At 60.9% G+C, this 18747-nt stretch carries 15 protein-coding genes; 2 read left to right on the forward strand and 13 right to left on the reverse strand.

Annotation, left to right across the window (positions count from 1 at the left end):
- Nucleotides 1-96 precede the first annotated feature (96 nt).
- Nucleotides 97-1377 carry a hypothetical protein gene (locus tag IAE77_RS28510; RefSeq protein WP_294234511.1) on the forward strand — a complete coding sequence of 427 codons (1281 nt, stop codon included), beginning with the start codon at nt 97-99 and terminating at the stop codon, nt 1375-1377.
- A gap of 68 nt (nt 1378-1445) precedes the next feature.
- On the opposite strand, the gene fdhF is transcribed toward IAE77_RS28510, so the two are convergent.
- The 7 genes from fdhF to IAE77_RS28545 are packed head-to-tail and all read right to left on the reverse strand — an operon-like array spanning nt 1446 to nt 10102.
- Nucleotides 1446-4205 (reverse strand): formate dehydrogenase subunit alpha, encoded by a 2760-nt coding sequence (gene fdhF / locus IAE77_RS28515; RefSeq protein WP_294234513.1) that lies wholly within the window; start codon nt 4203-4205, stop codon nt 1446-1448.
- 21 nt (nt 4206-4226) lie between these two features.
- Nucleotides 4227-4643 carry a HEPN domain-containing protein gene (locus IAE77_RS28520; protein ID WP_294234515.1) on the reverse strand — a complete coding sequence of 139 codons (417 nt, stop codon included), beginning with the start codon at nt 4641-4643 and terminating at the stop codon, nt 4227-4229.
- Nucleotides 4633-4995 carry a nucleotidyltransferase domain-containing protein gene (locus IAE77_RS28525; RefSeq protein ID WP_294234517.1) on the reverse strand — a complete coding sequence of 121 codons (363 nt, stop codon included), beginning with the start codon at nt 4993-4995 and terminating at the stop codon, nt 4633-4635. Before IAE77_RS28525 ends, IAE77_RS28520 begins: the two co-directional genes overlap by 11 nt.
- 9 nt (nt 4996-5004) lie before the next feature.
- On the reverse strand, nt 5005-6669 hold the full coding sequence (locus IAE77_RS28530) for an NADH-ubiquinone oxidoreductase-F iron-sulfur binding region domain-containing protein (RefSeq protein ID WP_294234519.1): 1665 nt from the start codon (nt 6667-6669) through the stop codon (nt 5005-5007).
- A gap of 55 nt (nt 6670-6724) precedes the next feature.
- On the reverse strand, nt 6725-8905 hold the full coding sequence (locus IAE77_RS28535) for a hypothetical protein (RefSeq protein ID WP_294234521.1): 2181 nt from the start codon (nt 8903-8905) through the stop codon (nt 6725-6727).
- Between the two features lie 49 nt (nt 8906-8954).
- The gene (locus IAE77_RS28540) at nt 8955-9410 is read right to left on the reverse strand and encodes a rhodanese-like domain-containing protein (RefSeq protein ID WP_294234523.1); all 456 of its coding nucleotides are present in this window, start codon (nt 9408-9410) and stop codon (nt 8955-8957) included.
- Nucleotides 9407-10102 carry a DUF1573 domain-containing protein gene (locus IAE77_RS28545; protein ID WP_294234525.1) on the reverse strand — a complete coding sequence of 232 codons (696 nt, stop codon included), beginning with the start codon at nt 10100-10102 and terminating at the stop codon, nt 9407-9409. Before IAE77_RS28545 ends, IAE77_RS28540 begins: the two co-directional genes overlap by 4 nt.
- Before the next feature lie 79 nt (nt 10103-10181).
- Between IAE77_RS28545 and IAE77_RS28550 the strand changes: the two genes are divergently transcribed.
- Complete coding sequence (locus IAE77_RS28550) at nt 10182-10997, forward strand: sugar phosphate isomerase/epimerase family protein (RefSeq protein ID WP_294234528.1); 816 nt, start codon at nt 10182-10184, stop codon at nt 10995-10997.
- Nucleotides 10998-11014: 17 nt separating this feature from the next.
- On the opposite strand, the gene IAE77_RS28555 is transcribed toward IAE77_RS28550, so the two are convergent.
- The 6 genes from IAE77_RS28555 to IAE77_RS28580 form a co-directional block, all read right to left on the reverse strand.
- Nucleotides 11015-13009: a transglycosylase domain-containing protein gene (locus IAE77_RS28555; RefSeq protein ID WP_294234531.1), complete on the reverse strand. Its 1995-nt coding sequence runs from the start codon at nt 13007-13009 to the stop codon at nt 11015-11017.
- A gap of 31 nt (nt 13010-13040) precedes the next feature.
- Nucleotides 13041-15041: a penicillin-binding transpeptidase domain-containing protein gene (locus IAE77_RS28560; RefSeq protein ID WP_294234537.1), complete on the reverse strand. Its 2001-nt coding sequence runs from the start codon at nt 15039-15041 to the stop codon at nt 13041-13043.
- Nucleotides 15042-15214: 173 nt separating this feature from the next.
- A complete protein-coding gene (locus IAE77_RS28565) occupies nt 15215-16105 on the reverse strand; it encodes an EF-hand domain-containing protein (RefSeq protein ID WP_294234538.1) in 891 nt (296 codons plus the stop codon).
- 79 nt (nt 16106-16184) lie between these two features.
- Nucleotides 16185-17513, reverse strand: coding sequence for a dipeptidase (locus IAE77_RS28570; RefSeq protein ID WP_294234541.1), 1329 nt, complete (start codon nt 17511-17513; stop codon nt 16185-16187).
- A gap of 108 nt (nt 17514-17621) precedes the next feature.
- Nucleotides 17622-18245, reverse strand: a complete 624-nt coding sequence (locus IAE77_RS28575; RefSeq protein ID WP_294234544.1) for a family 16 glycoside hydrolase — start codon at nt 18243-18245, stop codon at nt 17622-17624.
- A 24-nt stretch (nt 18246-18269) separates the two neighbouring features.
- The coding region (locus IAE77_RS28580) for an MFS transporter (RefSeq protein ID WP_294234547.1) at nt 18270-18747 on the reverse strand (478 nt) is incomplete at its 5' end.

An 18747-nucleotide genomic window follows, 5' to 3' on the forward strand; every position in this document is an offset into this window, starting at 1 on the left:
CATCCGTTATCCAACCCGTGAGTACAACTTCTTTCTCTCGCCTTTTGAGGTTTTAAAACACTGCCTAGTGATGGCGCATACGGCTTTGGCCGTATCTTGAACGATCTTGCTCAGCAGGATCGAGAAGTTGCCGAGAAAGTCGTCAAATCAGCTGATTCAGCTGCAATCGCTGCGGCCTATTCGAACGCAAATCCCAACACGGCTTATGGTTTGGCCGATCTCTTGAACAGCATCTCTTACGTAAATGTAGATGAATTTAACGCCAACTTTCTGGCTGCGCTTGATAGGGACAAACTTCGTGAGTTTGCCAGGCACAAAAGCTTCCTTAATGAACCCTTCATCTTCTCGCACTTTTGCGCTTCGTTGGTTTGGCGGGACGAGAGTTTGGCACTGGAAATGGCGGAACTCTTCATCCCTACCGCCCAACAAGTCCTTGCCGAAGACCCTGTCGGTGGGTTTGACCAACTGAGCCAAGATTTCGCATCAAGAGTGCTGCGAGTGTTCGACGTGCTGGGCGTGTATGTTGGGAACCTGAAGCCGACTAGCCGTCAATGGGCGATCGCCAAGCGCATATGCGAGAAAATTGCCCCCAGCTTGGCAGCCGAACAAATATCGACCGTGCGCCCACGGCATTTTCAATCAGCTGCATATTTCCTTCACTTCCTCTGCAAGTCGGCACCACGGAAATACCATGCGGTCCTACGCAAACTCAATTGGGGGAAGCTCGATTCCGTAATCAGCAACGATTGGGCGAATATGCCTCATGACACCGAGGTGCTCCTTAGTGCCCTCCACTCTCGTCCACAGGTGCGACACCTTGTGCAAAAACTCATCGCTGACAGAGCCGACCGTATAGTCCAGTTTCCACCGCGTTTGATGCTCATTGCGCCGGAAGTCGGAGTCGCGCACATCGCTAAGGGGGGCATCCTGCGTCTATCACACTACAATCTTGTAAACTGGAGCTTTGGCGGATTGGCGTTGGCCATTGTAGGCGAAGCGCGACGAGAATTAGTCGAACAGGCTGTGAGTCCCTTTATTGCTGATATAGCGCGCGGCCTATCAAACTATAGCCACGATTTCACTGGGCCAGCGGAGGGACTGGTGCGCGTGGTAATTGAGTATGCGCCTGTCGCATGGCGTGAAGTCCTGGGCAAAATCGACCCAACCGTTGCTGAGAAATGTTTATCCGAATGCCTTGCTGGAGATCCAGACCATAAGCGAACAGCGGCGACCGTCATTGAGTCAGCAATAAATCTTGATGGCCCCGTTGGCGACTTGGCTCGCCGCTTGCGAGTACAGTTCCCGAAGGCTTCAACGGGACCAACTGACCCTCCTCGCTTCTTCAATACGCACGGGCGGCGGCGACGGAAAAAGTAAAGCTGGCTGAATTCCAGATATTTTCTTGAAGTCCGTATGCGAAGCCATCTCTGGGAGGGAAGTCATATTCACCCCATCTCCATCATCCGCTTCTTTTTCGGCTTCCCGGCGCTGACGAATTCGACATCCGCTGCGATGACTTTGTACTCAGGGCACATCGTGTCCGCGTCGCAGCCCTGGCCGGTGACGTTGTTTACCATGGCTTCGGGGAAGTGGAAGGTGGTGTAGAGGATGCCGGGCTTCACTTCATCGGTGACGCGGGCTTCGAGCTCGACTTCGCCACGGGCGCTGCTGAGGCGGACGCGGTCGCCGGTGCGGATGGATTTGCGCTGGGCGTCGGCGGGATTGAGCGAGAGGTAGTCCTGCACGACGATCTCGCTGTTGCCGGTGCGGCGGGTCATGGTGCCGCAATTGTAGTGCTCCAAGATGCGGCCGGTGGTGAGGATGAAGGGGAATTCGGTGCCGTTCGTCTTGAGCTCGGTGGACTCCTTCCAGTCGAAGTAATGGAAGTGGCCTTTGCCACGCGCGAACTGCTCCTGGTGCATGATCTGCGTGTCGATGCCGCCTTCTTTGACGGGCCACTGCTTGCCGTTGATGTCGAGATTCTCCCAAGTGATGCCTTTGAAGAACGGAACGATCTGCGCGATCTCGGCGAGCACGCCATCGGGCGTGTAATCGGGCTGCGGGAAGCCGAAGCGTTGCAAGACTTCGCACATGATCTGGCCGTCGGGCTTGGTGCCTTCGAGCGGCTTCACGGTGGCGTTCACGCGTTGCACGCGACGCTCGGCGTTGGTGAAGGTGCCGCTTTTTTCGAGGAATGTGGACGCGGGGAGGATGACGTGCGCATACTTGGCCGTCTCGGTCATGAAAATCTCCTGCACGACGAGGAATTCGAGGCTTTCCATCGCGTGGCGAACGTGATGCGCATCGGGATCGGTCTGCACGACGTCTTCGCCCATGAGCCAGAGTGCCTTCAATTTGCCCTCGATGGCCGCGTCGAACATCTGCGGGATCTTCCAGCCGGGTTCGGTGGGTGCGGGCGTGCCGTAGAACTCGGTGTAGCGCTTCTGCACGTCGAGATCGACCATCTCAAAGTAGCCCGCGCCTTGATGCGGCTGGCAGCCCATGTCAGCAGCACCTTGGACGTTGTTTTGACCGCGCAGCGGGTTCACGCCGACACCGGGACGACCGATGTTGCCGGTCATCATGGCGATGTTCGAGATGAGCATGACCGTTTTGGCTCCCTGCTCGTGCTCGGTGACGCCGAGGCCGTGGAAGCTCATCGCGGCCTCCGCGCTGGCGTATTCGAGAGCGGCGGCACGGACGGTTTCGACGGCCACTCCGGTGATTTTGGCCAGTTCGTCCAAATCGAGGGCTTTGAGGCCATTTTCGAACTCCTCCCAGTTTTCGCAGCGCTTGCGCACGAACTCCGTTTTCACCAAACCGGCATCGAGGATGCATCGCGCGAACATGTTGAGCAAAGCAACGTTCGTGCCGGGGCGGAGTTGCAGGTGATGCTTCGCATACGGCACGAGCTCGATCTTGCGTGGGTCGATCACGATGAGCGGCGTGCCCTTCATGATGTGCTGCTTCAAGCGTGCGCCGGTGACGGGATGGCCCTCGGTGGGATTCGCGCCGATGACCATGACGCAGCGTGTGTGCTCGATGTCCTCGTAGCTGTTCGTGGCTGCGCCGGTACCAAATGACTTCTGCATGCCCCAGGCGGTCGGCGAATGGCAGACGCGGGCGCAGCAGTCGATGTTGTTCGTGCCCATCACATGGCGGATGAACTTCTGCATGAGGTAGTTTTCCTCATTCGTGCAGCGTGCGGACGAAATGCCGGCCACCGCGTTGCCACCGTGCTCGTTTTTGATGCGCGTGAGGTTTGCCACGATGTGGTCGTAAGCCTCATCCCATGTGCTTTCCTTGAAGCTGCCATCGCTTTGACGAATGAGCGGCTTCCGCAGGCGGTCCTTATGATTGTAGAATTTGAACGCAAAGCGGCCCTTCAGGCATGTGTGGGCATGATTCACCTCCGCATCGACGGGCGCTTGGATGCTCAGCACCTCGTTGCCCTTCGTGGCGACATTTAAATTGCAGCCGACGCCGCAGTAAGTGCACACCGTGCGGGTCTTCTTCGTGGCCTCGATGGATTTGGAAAAGAACACGTCACTAATGGCCGAGGTCGGGCAGGCCTGCGCACAGGCCCCGCAGCTCACGCACTCCGAGTCCGCGAAGGACTGGTCGAGGCCCTTGATGATCTTCGCGTTGAAGCCACGACCATGCATCGAGAGCACGTGCTGGCCCTGGATTTCATCGCAGGCACGCACGCAGCGGGAGCAGTTGATGCACTTCGACAACTCGCTGGTCATGTAAGGATGCGAGCGGTCCTTGGCGCGGTCGAGATGGTTCGCGCCCGCCGGGTAACGCACGCCGCGGATGCCCACCTTGGCCGCCACAGTCTGAAGTTCGCAGTTTCCGCTCACCTCGCAGGTCAGGCAGTCCAGCGGATGATCCGTGAGCACGAGCTCGACGATGTTTTTGCGCAGGCGACGCACTTTTTGGCTCTCCGTGTAAATGTGCATGCCTGGAGCAATCGGCGTGTGGCAGCTCGCCACCACGCGACGCGGCCCATCGGCCTGCAAAGCGACCTCCACGCTGCAAACACGGCACGCGCCATACGGTTCGAGCTGCGGCGCATCACAAAGCGTCGGCACAAAGCCGCGCCCGCGATGCCGGTCGATGAAATTGAGCAGCGTGTCGCCGGTTTCAAAACGATGCGGTTCGCCGTCGATGAAGGCGGTGAGAGTGGAGAGATCCTGGACCATGGCGCAGAAGATTGAAGAAGTTTAAACAGGATGGGTTTCCGTGGGAAGTACGGAGAGAACGAAATCGTAAATGCGGCGAGCGGCGGCGAGGGCTTCGTTTGCTTGGTTGAGCGTCGGCATGGGAGCTTCATCATCCATGGGATAACGAAACTCCGTCGCTAGCGGTGTGAGGAGGTCCGCATCCGCCAGAAAGCCTCCGAACTCGTCTCGATAGACCCTGGCGGACTCGATAAGTCGGCGGATGTCATGTGTTTTAGGCACAGACTCGTTCTGGCTGACGAGGAAAGCCTTGAGCGCCTTTTCAGCCGCCTGCTGGCAATGGTAAACAGCGGAATCCAGCCAATCTCCGATCTCTTCAATGGAGTGCGTGGCGAGAGAGAGGTCACTTTTCGCTCGGGTCAACCACGCCTGAACCGTCGAATAAAGTTCAGCGTCCATAGAGCTGCCTCCCTTCATGGAGAACTTTGTACGCAAGCGTGGGGCGCAGGTTTTTCACACGCTCCACCTCAGCAGTGGTCCTCACGATGACGTCTTTTGGCATCTGTAGTTCACTCAAGGCCCGATGCGCCTTTTGAGCACGGCTCAAGGAGTTCTCCAGGCTATCCGGCACGATGACGAAAAGATCCAGATCGCTGTCCGCCGTCGGCTCGCCCCAGGCATAAGAGCCGAAGAGCCAGATTTGTTCCGGCTGAAACTCCGCTACCAGCCGCCGCGTGGCTTCGGCGATGACAGGCTGCGCCTTTTCACGCAAGGTTGCGGCGGTCGCGGAGCTGTCTGTGGCGGTGACCATGGGGCGAAGTTAGCTTTGGAAGTAGGATTGCAACTCGCCGTTAAAATGCTCCAGCGCATTCTTGATCGGCAGCGGGACGCCACCGCCGAGAGCGCAGAGTGAGGTTTGCTCCATCGTGTCGAGCAGGTCGGTGATGAGTTCGCGGTCGATCTTGTAGCTGCTGTCGCTGCGGGCTTTGGCGATGAGTTCTTTGCCTCTCGTGCTGCCGAGGCGGCAGGGGAAGCATTTGCCGCAGCTTTCGTCGGCGGTGAATTGGAAGAGGTGCTGGATGTATTCGATCATCGGCATCGACTCGGGGATGCTGACGACACCGGCGTGGCCGAGGAGGAAGCCGGCTTTCTTGAAGCTCTCGAAATCGACGGTGAGCTGGGCGATGTGGCTCATCGGGATGAGGCCGCCGAGCGGGCCGCCGATTTGAATGGCCTTCACCTTTGATTTGAAGCCGCCCGCGAGGTCGATGACGGTTTGCAGCGGCGTGCCCATGGCGACTTCGTAGATGCCCGGCTTCACGAAATGGCTGTCGAGCGAGAGCAGCTTCGGGCCAGTGGACTGTGGCGTGCCGATTTGCGCGTAGCCTTTGCCGCCAAGCGTGAGGATGGCGCGGAGGTTGGCGAAGGTTTCAACGTTGTTGACGATGGTGGGCTTGCGGTAGAGGCCTTCATTCACCGGGAAGGGTGGACGCGTGCGCACTTCGGGCCGCAGGCCTTCGATGCTGGCGAGCAACGCGGTTTCCTCGCCGCAGATGTAGGCTCCGGCACCTTTGATGGTCTTCAGCGCGAAGTTGAATCCGGTGCCAAGGATGTTCTGACCGAGCAATCCAGCCGCATGCAGATCGGCGATGGCTTGATTCACGATGGTGACGCTGTCCGGATACTCGGCGCGGATGTAGAGCACGCCGGTTTCAGCGCCAGCGAACCAACCGGCCACCATCATGCCGAGCAGCACGCTGTGCGGCTGCTTTTCCATGAGGTATTTGTCGATGTAGGCACCGGGATCGCCTTCGTCGGCGTTGCAGACGACGTATTTCACCGCGCCCTCGGCCGCACGACAACCGGCCCACTTGATGGAAAGCGGGAAACCCGCGCCGCCGCGACCGCGAAGGCCGCTGTCCTTCAATTCGACAGCGAGAGCATCGCGATTGCCTTCGGTGATGAGTTTCTTGAAGGGCGCATAGTAGTCCTCGATGCCCTTGAACTCGGCGGTCAAAATCGCGGGCTGGAGGTGCGAGACGGCGGCGTAGCGGTCTTCGCTGTCGCCTTGGCCGGTTTTGAAAAGATTGTCCAAAGCGGCGTCGGTCTGGGCGGAGTAGTTTTTGCCGCCGAACTGAAGCGCGCCGCCCTCATGGCAACGGCCGAGGCAGCAGATGTGGCCGATCTCGTCCTTCTTGAAGTGCGTTTCGAGCGTGTGGTGCAGCTTGTCCTGCGTCCCGGCACACAAACAAGCGCTGCCATTGCAGACGAAGACCTTCTTGCCCTCGTTTTCCATTTTGAGGAAGTCGTAGAAGCTCACCGCGCCGAGCGTGATGGCATCGCCAAACAGGTGATCCTGTCCCATCTGGCGGACGAGGTCGTTCTTTTCGGCGGTGCCGTGCTTTTCGGCGGCTTCGACCATGCGTTCGAAGACGTTCTTTTCGACACCTTTACGGAAGGAGAGCGCGCTGAGGTTTTTGGACATGATTGGGGCGGGCAATTTACGCGGATTCTGCCAAGCGCATTGCGGAAAGTAACGACTATACCGCTTCCACGATGATCTTTTGCCCCACGACCTCGCGCACCCGCACGGAGGAGCCGCTTTGGAGGTAGCCGCCCTCGACCATGGCCTCGACGAGCTGTCCGCCGATTTCGACCGTGCCGTAGGGGCGCAAAGCACTGCGCGTGACGCCGCCGTCGCCCGTCCTGGCCCGGGCGGCGGCCTGCATGGCAGGGGCATCCTCGAACGTGCCGCCTGCGGAGTTTTGCAGCACGAGCACACGGAAGGGGCGCAGTTCGGGCAGCCAGAGGCACAGCACGGTGATGATCAAGGCGGCTCCGCTGACGCCGAGGGCGAAATTGCGGAAGCCGAGCGCGTAAGCAGTGAGATTGAAGGAGATGCCCCCGGTGGATGAAGGCACTTCGCCAGCCGGTGGAGCGACTTCCCAGCCCGACATGGCGTAAACCAGGGCCACCATGACACAGATGAAGCCCAGAATGCCCGGAAGAAAGGTTCCCGGTGCCGCGAGTAGCTCCACGCCGATCAAGATGATGCCCAGGGCAAAGATCGCGGCCACCACCATGGTCTCCTTTCCTGCCAGGCTGCCTGCGACGTAGTGACCGAAGAAAAACACGGCGAAGGCACTGATCGAAACGAAACCCGGCAGGCCGAATCCAGGCGTCTGCATCTCCAGATAGCCTCCGGCGAGGCCTATGATGATGAGGATGGCGGCATACCGCGTGACCCAGATGGCGATCCACTCGAATCCGGTCGGCTCGGCGGTGATGAGCTCCCCTTTCAGCGATTCGCGCTGCTTGATCTCCTCGATCGTCTTGACGATCCCCTTTGCCAGCAAAGGCTTGCCATCGACGAGCATGGTGGCCTGCTCGGAATCGAGCGTCACGATCTCCCCTTTCGGGATGATGACCTGGCCGTTGATGACGAGGCCGCGTTCCATGTCGATCATGCCTTCGATGATGCGCACATCGTGGCCCTTTTCGCGCACGACCGTGCGGGCCATTCCCATGAAGGCGGAGTTGTTCTTCGCGCGTTCAGCGGCCGCCATCTCGGTGCCGTCGCCCATGACCGGTGTGGAGGCACCGATGGCGCTCGCGGGCGCCATGTAGATCGTGTCGGTGGCCATGGCGATCAAAGCACCCGCTGATATGGCCCGCGTGTTGACGTAAGCGAGGCTGCGCGTCTTGAGGTTCTGCAGATCCTTCATCATCAGAGTGATCGTGTCCCAGGCCAGTCCGCCGGGCGTGTCGAGATCAAAGATCACCGCCTCCGCCCCCTGCTCGTTGCACAGGTTCAGCGTGCGCTTCATGAACTCGAAGCGGGCAGGAATGATGAGATCATCCTGACCCACAGGAATGACGACGACTTTGTCCTTGTAGTTCTGCTCGCGGGCGATGACCGGCAGTTTCGGCTCGCTCTTCTCTTCAATCTTATCAACGGTCTCCGCCTGCGTGCCGGGGCTGGCTCCGCCGACAGCCGCGTTGCGCTTGTCGAACCAGGCGGCGTCCAGAGTGACCATAGCGCCCGATGGCGTGGCGGATTTCGCCAGCGCCTCGACATCATCAATGATCGCCCGCGCCAGCAACGGCTTGCCATCGACAGGTTGCACGGCGGCATCGGCATCCAACAGCAACAGCTCGCCTTTTTCCGCCAGGGTGGTCGAACCGACGACGAGCCCCTTCTCACGATCCACAAAGGCCTCGCCAATCTCCGGGCGGTGGCCCTTCAGTTTGCACAAACTGCGTGCCCCGGCCTTCAAAACGGCCAAACCCTCCGCCAGCAGCGTGTCCTGAGCCTTGGTGGAGAGTGATTCATCCACCACGATCTTCGGCGGAGCCGCTCCGATGCGTGATCCGGGCGCCATCCAGATCTCATCGCAGGCCAGCGCCAGCAATGCCCCGCCACCGACAGCTGAGGTGTTCACATAGGCCTGTGTCTTTGTCTTCAGGCGGGCGATCTGCTCCGCCAGCGGCAGCACGGACTGGGCGCTGCTTTGGGTGATGTGAAGGTCCAGGATGACGCCCGATGTGCCCTGGGCGACGGCTTCGTCGATCCACTGACGGATTTCATTCCAGCGACGGACATCGGAGAGATCGGAATCACGCACGACGACGCGGGCGGCTTTTCCGGCCAATGCAGGATCGGCGGCATGCGCGGAGGCGAGCAGCAGCATGGTGGCGAGGATCTGGCGGAACGCGTTCATGGCCGAACGTAGGTCCACGAAGGCCAGACCGCAACCAGCGGCACGGCGCTCAACGGGCCCCCGCCTGCTGCCACGCCTTCCAGCCGCCTTTGAGAACGAAGGCGTTCTCGATGGGCAGCACTTGCTTCAGGCGCTCCAGCACGTGCCGGCTGGCGTCGCATTTCGCGGCGCTGCAATACACCACGATGGGTTTGGTGTTCGTTTGCAGAATGTCGAGATAGTTTACGAGCTGCTGCTCAAACTTCTGCTCGTTCAGAAGCAGCGCATCAGGAACGTGACCAGCGTCGAAATGCTCTTGCGGACGCGCATCTATCCACAGCACCTGGCCCTTCCAGCGCTCTTGAATCGCCTCCATCGAGACCTCATCATCGCGCAGAGGCTCCTGCACGAGGTAGAGGGCCGGAGCCCGGGGATGCCACAGATGCGTGCCCCACGCAGCGGCAGCGCTCACAAGAATCAGCACGAAGGCCTGGCGGATCGCACGCAACATGACAGGCCAGTTCAAGGCTTTGTGACAGCGGCGGACGCCGGCTGCGGCTCCGGTTTGCGGCTGATGGAGAAGAAGGCGAGCTGGTAGCGATACTTCGCGATGCTGCTGCTGGTCTCGATCTTCAGCGCCCCCATCGTGACGTCCTGTGTGGACTTCGGCTTCACGGTGATGAGGTATTCCCGGCCTTCCTTGACCTCCTTCCAGTCAAACTCGACGTTTTCACGGGTGGGCGTGATTTTGATGATCTTGGTCGGCTCGTCACCCGTGAACTGCACGAGGCAGGATTTCTGCGTCGGCTCGTCGCCGATGAACCACTGAAGCTGCTTCGGCTTGATGTCCACGACCGCCGGCACATCGAGGATGAAATCGACCTGCCATTCCGCCTGCTTGGGATCGTCCGTGCTCACCATGATGTGTTTCTCATGGCGTCCGACGAAGGTGGAGACCTTGAACGAGGCACGGCCCGTGCCGGTTTCGCCCGGCTGATACTCAGCCTTGTCGAGTTCGGCACTCAGGCAGGAGCAGGCGCTCTCGAGGCCGAGGATCTTCACCGGTTTGTCACCCTTGTTGCGAAATGTGAAGGTGGTCTCCACCTCCTCGTCCTCCGGCTTCGGTTTGACCTCGATCGCAGGGACATCGAGCGCGAGCTCGGCATGGGCGAACGCGGCGAAACTGCACAGGAGGAGGACGAGGCGGCTGGCGGACATGCGGAAACATAGCACACCGGGGCCGGGGGTGCGCAAGCATGTTGACGGGACGGCGGCACCCGCCCAATCTGCCCGTCCTATGCGATTCGCGATCTGCAACGAGACCTATCAGAACTGGACCTTCGAAAAAATGTGCGAGGATGTGGCCGCCGCCGGCTATCAGGCCATCGAACTGGCTCCCTTCACGTTGAAAGAAGACCCCCGTGACCTGACGATCGAAGAAGCGCTGACCCTTTGCGCCAAGGCCAAGTCTTTCGGCCTGGAAATCCTGGGACTGCACTGGCTGCTGACGAAGCCCACGTGGTTTCACATCACGACGCCGGATGTGCTGCCGCGGAAAGAGACGGTGAAGTTTGGCCGGCATCTGGCGCAATTCTGCGGTGCCACAGGTGGTCGCATCATGGTCTGGGGCAGTCCGAAGGCCCGCAACCTGCTGCCGGAGTGGAATTACGAAGACGCCTTCAAACGTGCCGCGGAGTGCGTTCGCGAAGTGGCGGACGAGTGCGGCAAATACGGCGTGGTGATCGCCATGGAGCCCCTGGGACGCAAAGAGACCAATTTTCTAAACACAGCCGAGGAGACGATCCGCTTCTGCAAGCTGGTGGATCACCCATCCTGCAAGCTGCACCTCGACGTGAAGGCGATGAGCGATGAATCGAAGCCGATCGCCGACATCATCCGCGACAGCAAGGAATGGACCGTGCATTTCCACACGAACGACCCGAATCTGCGCGGCCCTGGCCAGGGCGAGATCAAGTATGAGCCCATCATCGCCGCCCTGCGTGAGACCGGCTACAATGGCTATCTGTCCACCGAGGTGTTCGATTACACGCCGGACGCGCCGACCATCGCCCGCCAGAGCATCGCGTATCTGAAGCAAGTGATGGGCCTCTGAGGCTTCTGCGACCGTCTTTACGGGCTTTCGGCAGCGGCGGCCCGGTAGGGATCAACGCCGATCACCACCGTGGAAGCAGGCTTGATGGCGGGAACGCGGATCTCGTTTCCCACGGGCAGCGCACGGGGCGGCACGGCCAGCAACGCAGGCAGACCGCCTTTCGCATCCCAGCCGAGGGGTTTGCCCTCGGTAACCATCTCGAACACAGCCGCCCAAAATGGCAGCGCTGCGTTGGCCGCGTTCGCTTTGGGGCTGATGGGGATGTCCTTGTCGTGTCCGATCCAGACAAGACAGGTGCGCACCCGGTCAAAGCCGATGAACCACGCATCGGTGCGGTCGTAAGTGATGCCACCAAAGCCGGCGATGCTTTTTTGCGCCAGCTTGTGCTTCACCAGCGGCTGACGGTATTCCGGGCGCGTCATTCCGGCGATCAGCGTGTTGCGCACGTGCGCCGCCGCCGCTGGAGAAAACACTTCCTCCCCACGCGGTGATGACGAGGCCAGCAGGACGTGCGGAACGGGGCACGGGCGCCCGTCATTTGGCAACGCGGTGAACGCACGAGCCACCTCGATCAGACGCAAGTGGCTCTGGCCCAGGGTGAAAGCCGCCTCCACCCGCAACGGATCGGTGAACCCGCAGCGCATCAGAGCTGTCCGCAAAGGATCAAGGCCGACTTCGTAACCCAGACGCACGGTGGCGGCGGTGCGGGCTTCAAGCAGCGCCTGCAGCGGCGTGATCGTGCCGCCGTCATAGGCGATCTGCTCGCCATCCGCGCCCCATTCGCCGAGCGCGCCCGTCAAACCGCCGATCATCGCCTGCCGGTTGTCCAGCGGCCCGTCAATGAAGGGCGCATCCGTGAGGTCCGGCTTCAAGGTAAGCGCGGCTGCGTAAACAAGCGGCAGAAAGGCGATGCCGGGCGGTCTCACGCCATCCAGCGCCCGGTTGAACGGGCTGGTGGTGAAGTTTCGCCCGCCCTGCATCGCAAGGATCGCACCGGAGCGGTTGTCGAGCACGATCACCGCGCCTTGGAGGTCCTTGTCGTCGGGGGCCAGCGCCTCCAAATGCCGACGCATCATGTCATCAAGTCGATGCTGCCAGTCCAGTCGCATGGTCATCGATGCCGCAGGCGGACTTCCCGGCTTGAGCCCCAGATTTTGAAACTCCTCGCGAGCTGCGGCCAGCATGTAGCCGGTGCGGACACGGGTCTTGTCATATTTCACGACGAGAGGCTGCTCCTGGCCGGTCATCGACTCCACTTCGCTGATGTCCCCGGTTTCCACCATGCGCCTCAGGGTCAGGTTTCGCTTCTGCCGGGCCAGTTCGGGCTGGCTGACCGGCGAGAAGGTCACCGGTGCCTTGATGATGGCCGCCAGCGTCGCCGCCTCGACCAGTGAGATGTCGCGCACGTCCTTGCCAAAGTAGCAGCGCGCTGCCGCTCCAACGCCGCTGCAACCGTGGCCGAGGTAGATGCGGTTCAGGTAGTTGGTGAGGATCTGGTCTTTGGTCCGCTCGCGCTCGATGCGCATGGCCAGAAAGACCTCGGTGAGTTTCCGCTCGTAGTTCCGGCCGCGCAGACCGAAGGCGTTGCGTGCGAGCTGCATGGTGATCGTGCTGCCGCCCTGCCTGATGGTGCTTGAGCCGAAGTTCGCAAAGGCTGCGCGCACGAGGCCGACGACGTCGTAGCCGGGATGGCTGTAGAACCGCGCATCCTCGGTGGCGAGCACGGCTTGAACCAGATGCTGGGGCACGTCTTTGAGCGAGACCGGCTCGCGCTCGATATCACTGGCGCTGCCGACGAGTTCCCCTTTCGTGTCCACAATAAGCGTCTCATTCTGTCCGCGGCTCAGAGCCTCCATGTCATACGTAGCCGCGATCCCAGCGTAATGACGCCAGACCACGCCGAACGCCACAAGGCCGACAGAGGCCAGCACGATGAAAAACGTCGCGGCGTGACGCACCCACCCCGGAAACCGATGCCAGCGGCCTCTAAGCTTGTGGAAGAAAGGAATCATGAACGTGTTGGCGATGACGGTGGGGAAAGCTCTAGCGGAACAAGCGGGAGAAGAAGTCGTGCATCGGCCTGGCAGGCGTCCGTGAGGGTGGCCGGTCGTAGATGAAGTCGGGCGTCAGTGGAGCTGTGAGCGGATCATTCTCCGTGATCACCGTGCCGGACTCGAACTTCACTCCGTGCGCGGACGGTTTCTCCTCGATGTCACGCAACACTTTGGCGATGATCGGAGCAGCGGTGCCTCCACCGGACAGACCGCCTTCATTGGCATCTCCTTCCACTGCCACGGCGAAGGCGAGAGGCGGCATGGTGTCCACATAACCGGCAAACCACACGACATTCGCCTTCTCCCCTCGCAGCACCCACTGGGCGGTGCCGGTTTTGCCAAACACAGCGACTTTTTTCAGCCGGGCAGCCTTTCCGGTGCCGTTCACGTGATTCACCACGCCAAACATCGCGTGTCGCACGGTTTCGAGGTCACGCTCGCTCACCGGCATCAAAACCTCCCGGCAGGGGCTCGCCACATCGCCCACCTGCCCCGCCTGCGATTGTGTCTGCATCACCAGCCTTGGCCGGGGACGGCAGGTGCCGTTCGCAATCGTGGCCATCGCCATGGCCACCTGCAATGGGGAGGCCTCGGTGACGCCCTGACCGATGGATAAATTCGCCAGATCGTGGTTCGATGGCGCACGTTTGGGCAGCGAACCGGCCGCCGCCTTCAGCGGCAGCACTGGAGGTGAGCCGAAGCCAAATTCACGCGCCATGTAAAGAATGGGCAGGTCCCGTGTCGCCATGGCGGACTGGTAAAAGTAGGTGTTGCAGGAGCGGATGATCGCCGCGCGTGCATTGAACCAGCCGCTGTCGCTTTTCGACCAGTTGTCAAACTCACGTCCGTCGATCATGAGCGTGGGGCCGCAATCGAACTCGCGGAACGCGTCCACCGTCCCGGCACGCAATCCGGCGAAAACAACGATCGGCTTGAAGACCGACCCCGGTGGATAGGTGCCCAGCAGGGCACGATCAAACAGCGGACCATCGATGTTCTCGGTGAGAGCGGCAAAATCCGCGCTGGAGATGCCCTCCGCGAAGGCATTCGGGTCAAAGCGCGGACTGCTGGCCATGGCGCGGATGTCGCCCGTGTAGGCATCGATGATGACCAGGGCTCCACGCTTGCGCGACTGGCTCAAGGCGCCCTCCACCACGCGCTGCGTGTCGAGGTTCAGCGTGGTGACGACATCCCTGCCGGGCTGAGGCGGAATGAAAACCTGCTCATAGGCCACACGGCCCGCATCGGTCATCATCAAGCAAACGGTGCCGTCACCACCGGTGAGTTGCGCATTGAAGGCAGCCTCCAGACCGGCCGCGCCCCGCGTGCGCTGCCAGAGCGGCTCCCCACGGAGCACCGGGCCGACCGGTGGCGCACCGTCGGCGGACACATAACCGAGCAGATGCGCCGCCATGTCCCCGTGCGGGTAATGCCGCACATACTCGCTGCGCACATGCGCCTGCGGATGCTTTTTCAAATCAATCGCCAACTCGTCCTTCACGGCATCACTCACCGTCACGGGCAGCTCCGGCCGGTCCTCGTGGTGGCGTTTCAACGTCTCCGCATCCGGCATGCGGACGCCCGGCCAGTCCTGCGTCAATTCGGTGACCGCCTGCTCCAGCCAGGCCGTGTAGGCTTCCAACGTGCCACGTTGTTCGGCTGGCACCGTCAATTGCAGTCGCCGGACCAGCCGGTTCTGCGCCAGAGGCCGTCCCTGACGGTCCAGGATCTGTCCCCGTGGCGCTGGAATCGCGAAGTAGAACGGTTTCACATCCGTGCGTGTGCCAGCGCCGGGCACAAACGACTTTCCAGCGGCATCCTGTCCGCCTGCCGGCAGACATATCGTCATCCCGGCCGCCAACAACGCGGATGACAACAACCGGCACCATGGCTCGAGGCGGAGCGTTTCGTTTTGAGAGCGGCTGAAGTCAGCAACGACGGCCATGAGCCATTCATAACTGCCATCGAGCCGCATCACAAGCGCGGTCATCCGCCACTCTCGTTCAGGAACGCCATGATGTGTGCATCAGGCGGAAGATGAGGCCATGCCGCTGCCGCTGATCAGCAGTTCATCTGCTCGTGATCGTGCCTGACTTTGCGGGCGCAAAAAAGCGGGATGGCCTTTCGACCATCCCGCGATGCGATTCGATTCAGACGACGAGATCAGGCTGCGTCCTTCGGCTTTTCGCCTTCAGGCTTCGGGGCGTCACCTTCGGTCGGAGGACGACGGAATCCACCTTCGCCGCCGGGAGCACCGCCTTCACCACCAGGGCGACGGAATCCCCCCTCGCGGCCGGGTTGCCCCGGCTGTCCGGGCTGTCCCTGTCCAGGCTGCCCGGAACGGCCACGGAACATCTCACGCACGCGTTCCATCGCCTTCACGTACTCCTCTTCGGACACGCTGCCGTTGCCGTCGGTGTCCATGCGCTTGAAGTTTTCCTTCGGATCACCCATCAACCCGCGCATGGGGCCGGACTGTCCTTCACCGCCGGGGCGGAAACCACCTTCGGGACGACCGCCTTCCGGGCGAGGGCCACCTTCGGGACGATTTCCTTCCGGACGACCTCCTTCAGGGCGCGGGCCGCCTTCGGGACGCGGGCCGCCTTCGGGACGCGGGCCGCCTTCAGGACCTCCGGGAGGGCGGCGGAAACCGCCTTCGCTGCCGGGGGCACCGCCGGGCGGGCCACCTTCCGCACCCGGACGACGCTGGCCCTGCCCCTGCATGCGCTGAGCAATGCTGCCGATTTCTTCCTTGTCCACAAAGCCATCCTTGTTGGCGTCGGCGCGTGCGAAGCGCTCCTCACTCTCTCTTTTGCCGATGCTGGCGAACTCATCCTTGCTGAGCTTGCCGTCACCATCGCTGTCAGCGCGTTTGATGAACTCCGCCAGACGCGCGCCGGCATCACCGCCGCCGGGAGGGCCTCCGGGACCTTGAGGTCTGCCGCCAGGAGGACCGCCTTCGGGTGGTGGACCTTTGGGACCTTCCTGAGCACTGGCGAGGCAGGTCAGGCTCAGAATGCTGAAGCCATAGATGAATGATTTTTTGAGTTTCATATCGTGAGTTGCGCTGGTTGTTGAAGCACGACGCCACAAACCTCAACTCTGTGGCTTGGTTGCGAACTTCGTGAAAAAATCACGCCAGTTCCGCGAGCAAAGCCTGGTTCAATCGCACACCAGCCAGGAAGTTCTCGATGGGAAAGTTTTCGTTCGGCGCATGCGCCTGGCAGTCTGGCAAGGCAAGACCAAGCAGCAGTGTATCGACACCAAGAACGTCTTTGAAGGCCTGCACGATCGGGATGCTGCCACCTTCGCGAATGAGTGCGACATTGTCGCCAAACACCTTTTTCAACGCACGCTGCGCCGCGGTGCCCAGGGGCGAATGCGGATCCATGATGTAAGGCATGCCGGTGTGGCCAGGAATGACTTCAAGACGCACGCCCTTCGGCAAATGCGCACGCAGATGCGCCTCCGCACGCTTCAGCACCTCATCGGGCTTTTGATCCGGCACGAGGCGGAACGACAGCTTCACGAACGCCTCGCGACCAATCACGGTCTTCGAGCCTTCGCCCTGATAACCGCCGCCGATGCCATTCACCTCCGCCGTGGGACGTGCCCAGCGGCGTTCACGCTCGGTGTAGCCCGGTTCGCCGAACAACGCGGGCGATCCGGTGAGTTCGAGCATCTCCGCATCGCCATCACCCAACGCGGCCCAAGCCTTGCGCTCCCAGTCTGCGATCTCACGCACGCCATCGTAGAAGCCGTCGATCTTCACGCGTCCGTCCGCATCGTGCAGCGTGGCCGTCAGACGCGCGATCGCTGTGACCGGATTCGCCACCGCACCGCCAAAAATGCCGCTGTGCAGGTCAATCGCCGGTCCATGAACCCTTGCCTCCATGCAGGCAATGCCGCGCAGGCCATACGTGAAGGTGCCGACGCCTGGAGCCACCATCCCAGTGTCCGAAATCGCCACCACATCACACTTCAGTTCATCTCGATGCTGTTCGAGAAACGGCTTCAAGTTCGGGCTGCCGATCTCTTCCTCGCCTTCGAACAGCAAGATCAGATTCACCGGCAGATCGGCATGTTTGGCCAGCGTCTCGGCCAGTCCTTGGACGTGGGCCATGAGCTGGCCTTTGTTGTCCGTCGCACCACGGCAGAAAATGCGCCCGTCACGGATCGTCGGCTCGAACGCGGGTGACTTCCATTCGTTCAGCGGCTCCGCGGGCTGCACGTCGTAATGCGCATACAACAGCACCGTGCGGCGACCGGCGATGTGCTTGTTCTTCGCGAGCAAGACCGGATGGCCGGGCGTCTCGTGCAGGTCGCCAGTCAGACCCATGGCATGCACCTTGCTCAACAGCCATTCGGCACACGCACGCACGTCGGAACGACGCGCCGAGTCGGTGGAGACAGAAGGAAAACGCAGGCAGGTGAGAAGATCGTCGAGGCCGGGTGGGTTCATGGCGGTGGAAATGTCGAATGACGAATTAGCGAATGACGAATGAATGTCGAAGTCCAAATGACGAAAGCGCCATTGTAGGGGCAATCGTCATTCATCATTCTGGTTTCGTCATTTCAGGCTCTTCACCTCGACTTCATCAATGCTGCCCTTCCCACCATACAGATTGATCAACACGCCCGCTTTCTCGCCCGTGGTCAGCTCCGTCTTGTATTCCAGAACCTCGCGATCATTGACGGAGATCGTGATCTTGTCGCCTTTCGATTCAAAACACACGCGCTGCCATTCCTCGGGTGAGTTGCGCGTGTTCACCGCTTTGAGCGAATCCTGGTTTTTCACGTCACGAATCGCCACCGCGCCCGTTTTCGCCACCACGATGTTCAATTTCCTCCCACCGCCGGGACGTTCGCCCGGTTCGTAGAACCCGAAGGCGATCCAGTTGCAGGCCCATGGCTTCACGAGCAACTGGATCGAAGCATCCTGCACCGGTGAATCAAACGCACGCCAGATCACCGCGCCCTGCGCCCCGCCTTGATCGAGCTCCAAGGCCCCGTCTTTGACGACGAACTTCGCCCGGTCCTCTCCTTTGTTGAACAGCCATTTCTCGTCGAGCTTGTCAGACTTGAACTCCTCCACGAACAGAGTCTCGCCCTTCGTCCGCATCGCTTTGGGTTTCTTGTCCGCCGCCAGCAGTGTGGCAGCGAACAACAGCAGCAGGCAAAAGGCGAGTTTCATGACCTTGAAGGGGCTGGATCGTGATCAATGCTTCACCTCGCCTTCCGGCCCGTGGGTCGGCGGGCGGAAGAAGAGTGCCAGCAAGACGATACCAGCGAGAGCCATGCCGGTTGGGACAAGGAAGAGCTGCTTGTAGTCCACGACGCCGTTCACGGTGTACTTCGCCAGCAGTTGCGGGAAGATCTTGCTCGCCACCACCATGCCGACGCCGAGGATCAGCAGATTGAACAGTCCTTGGGCGCTGGAGCGGATGTCTTTCGGGAACACTGCGTCCACAAAGATGTAAACCGTCACAAAGAAGAAGGCATAGCAGATGCCGTGCAGCACCTGGACGGCGATGATGAGCCACTGGTTCTCCGGATTGCCAAAAAACGCGAAGATGCCGAACCGGGCGGCATGGCCGAGAATGCCGATGATGAGCGTCGTCTTCCAGCCAAGCTTCTTCAACACCGCGCCGAGGATCAGCATCGTCACGATCTCAGCCACCTGGCCGATGCCGGTG

It is taken from the genome of Prosthecobacter sp. (assembly GCF_014879935.1).
Lineage (GTDB): Bacteria > Verrucomicrobiota > Verrucomicrobiia > Verrucomicrobiales > Verrucomicrobiaceae > Prosthecobacter.

Coding starts and splice junctions, on each gene's coding strand:
- IAE77_RS28565 (WP_294234538.1), bottom strand. CDS start 16,105: ATGAAACTCAAAAAATCATTCATCTATGGCTTCAGCATTCTGAGCCTG.
- IAE77_RS28550 (WP_294234528.1), top strand. CDS start 10,182: ATGCGATTCGCGATCTGCAACGAGACCTATCAGAACTGGACCTTCGAA.
- IAE77_RS28535 (WP_294234521.1), bottom strand. CDS start 8,905: ATGAACGCGTTCCGCCAGATCCTCGCCACCATGCTGCTGCTCGCCTCC.
- IAE77_RS28555 (WP_294234531.1), bottom strand. CDS start 13,009: ATGATTCCTTTCTTCCACAAGCTTAGAGGCCGCTGGCATCGGTTTCCG.
- IAE77_RS28560 (WP_294234537.1), bottom strand. CDS start 15,041: ATGACCGCGCTTGTGATGCGGCTCGATGGCAGTTATGAATGGCTCATG.
- IAE77_RS28545 (WP_294234525.1), bottom strand. CDS start 10,102: ATGTCCGCCAGCCGCCTCGTCCTCCTCCTGTGCAGTTTCGCCGCGTTC.
- IAE77_RS28570 (WP_294234541.1), bottom strand. CDS start 17,513: ATGAACCCACCCGGCCTCGACGATCTTCTCACCTGCCTGCGTTTTCCT.
- IAE77_RS28520 (WP_294234515.1), bottom strand. CDS start 4,643: ATGGACGCTGAACTTTATTCGACGGTTCAGGCGTGGTTGACCCGAGCG.
- IAE77_RS28575 (WP_294234544.1), bottom strand. CDS start 18,245: ATGAAACTCGCCTTTTGCCTGCTGCTGTTGTTCGCTGCCACACTGCTG.
- IAE77_RS28530 (WP_294234519.1), bottom strand. CDS start 6,669: ATGTCCAAAAACCTCAGCGCGCTCTCCTTCCGTAAAGGTGTCGAAAAG.
- fdhF (WP_294234513.1), bottom strand. CDS start 4,205: ATGGTCCAGGATCTCTCCACTCTCACCGCCTTCATCGACGGCGAACCG.
- IAE77_RS28525 (WP_294234517.1), bottom strand. CDS start 4,995: ATGGTCACCGCCACAGACAGCTCCGCGACCGCCGCAACCTTGCGTGAA.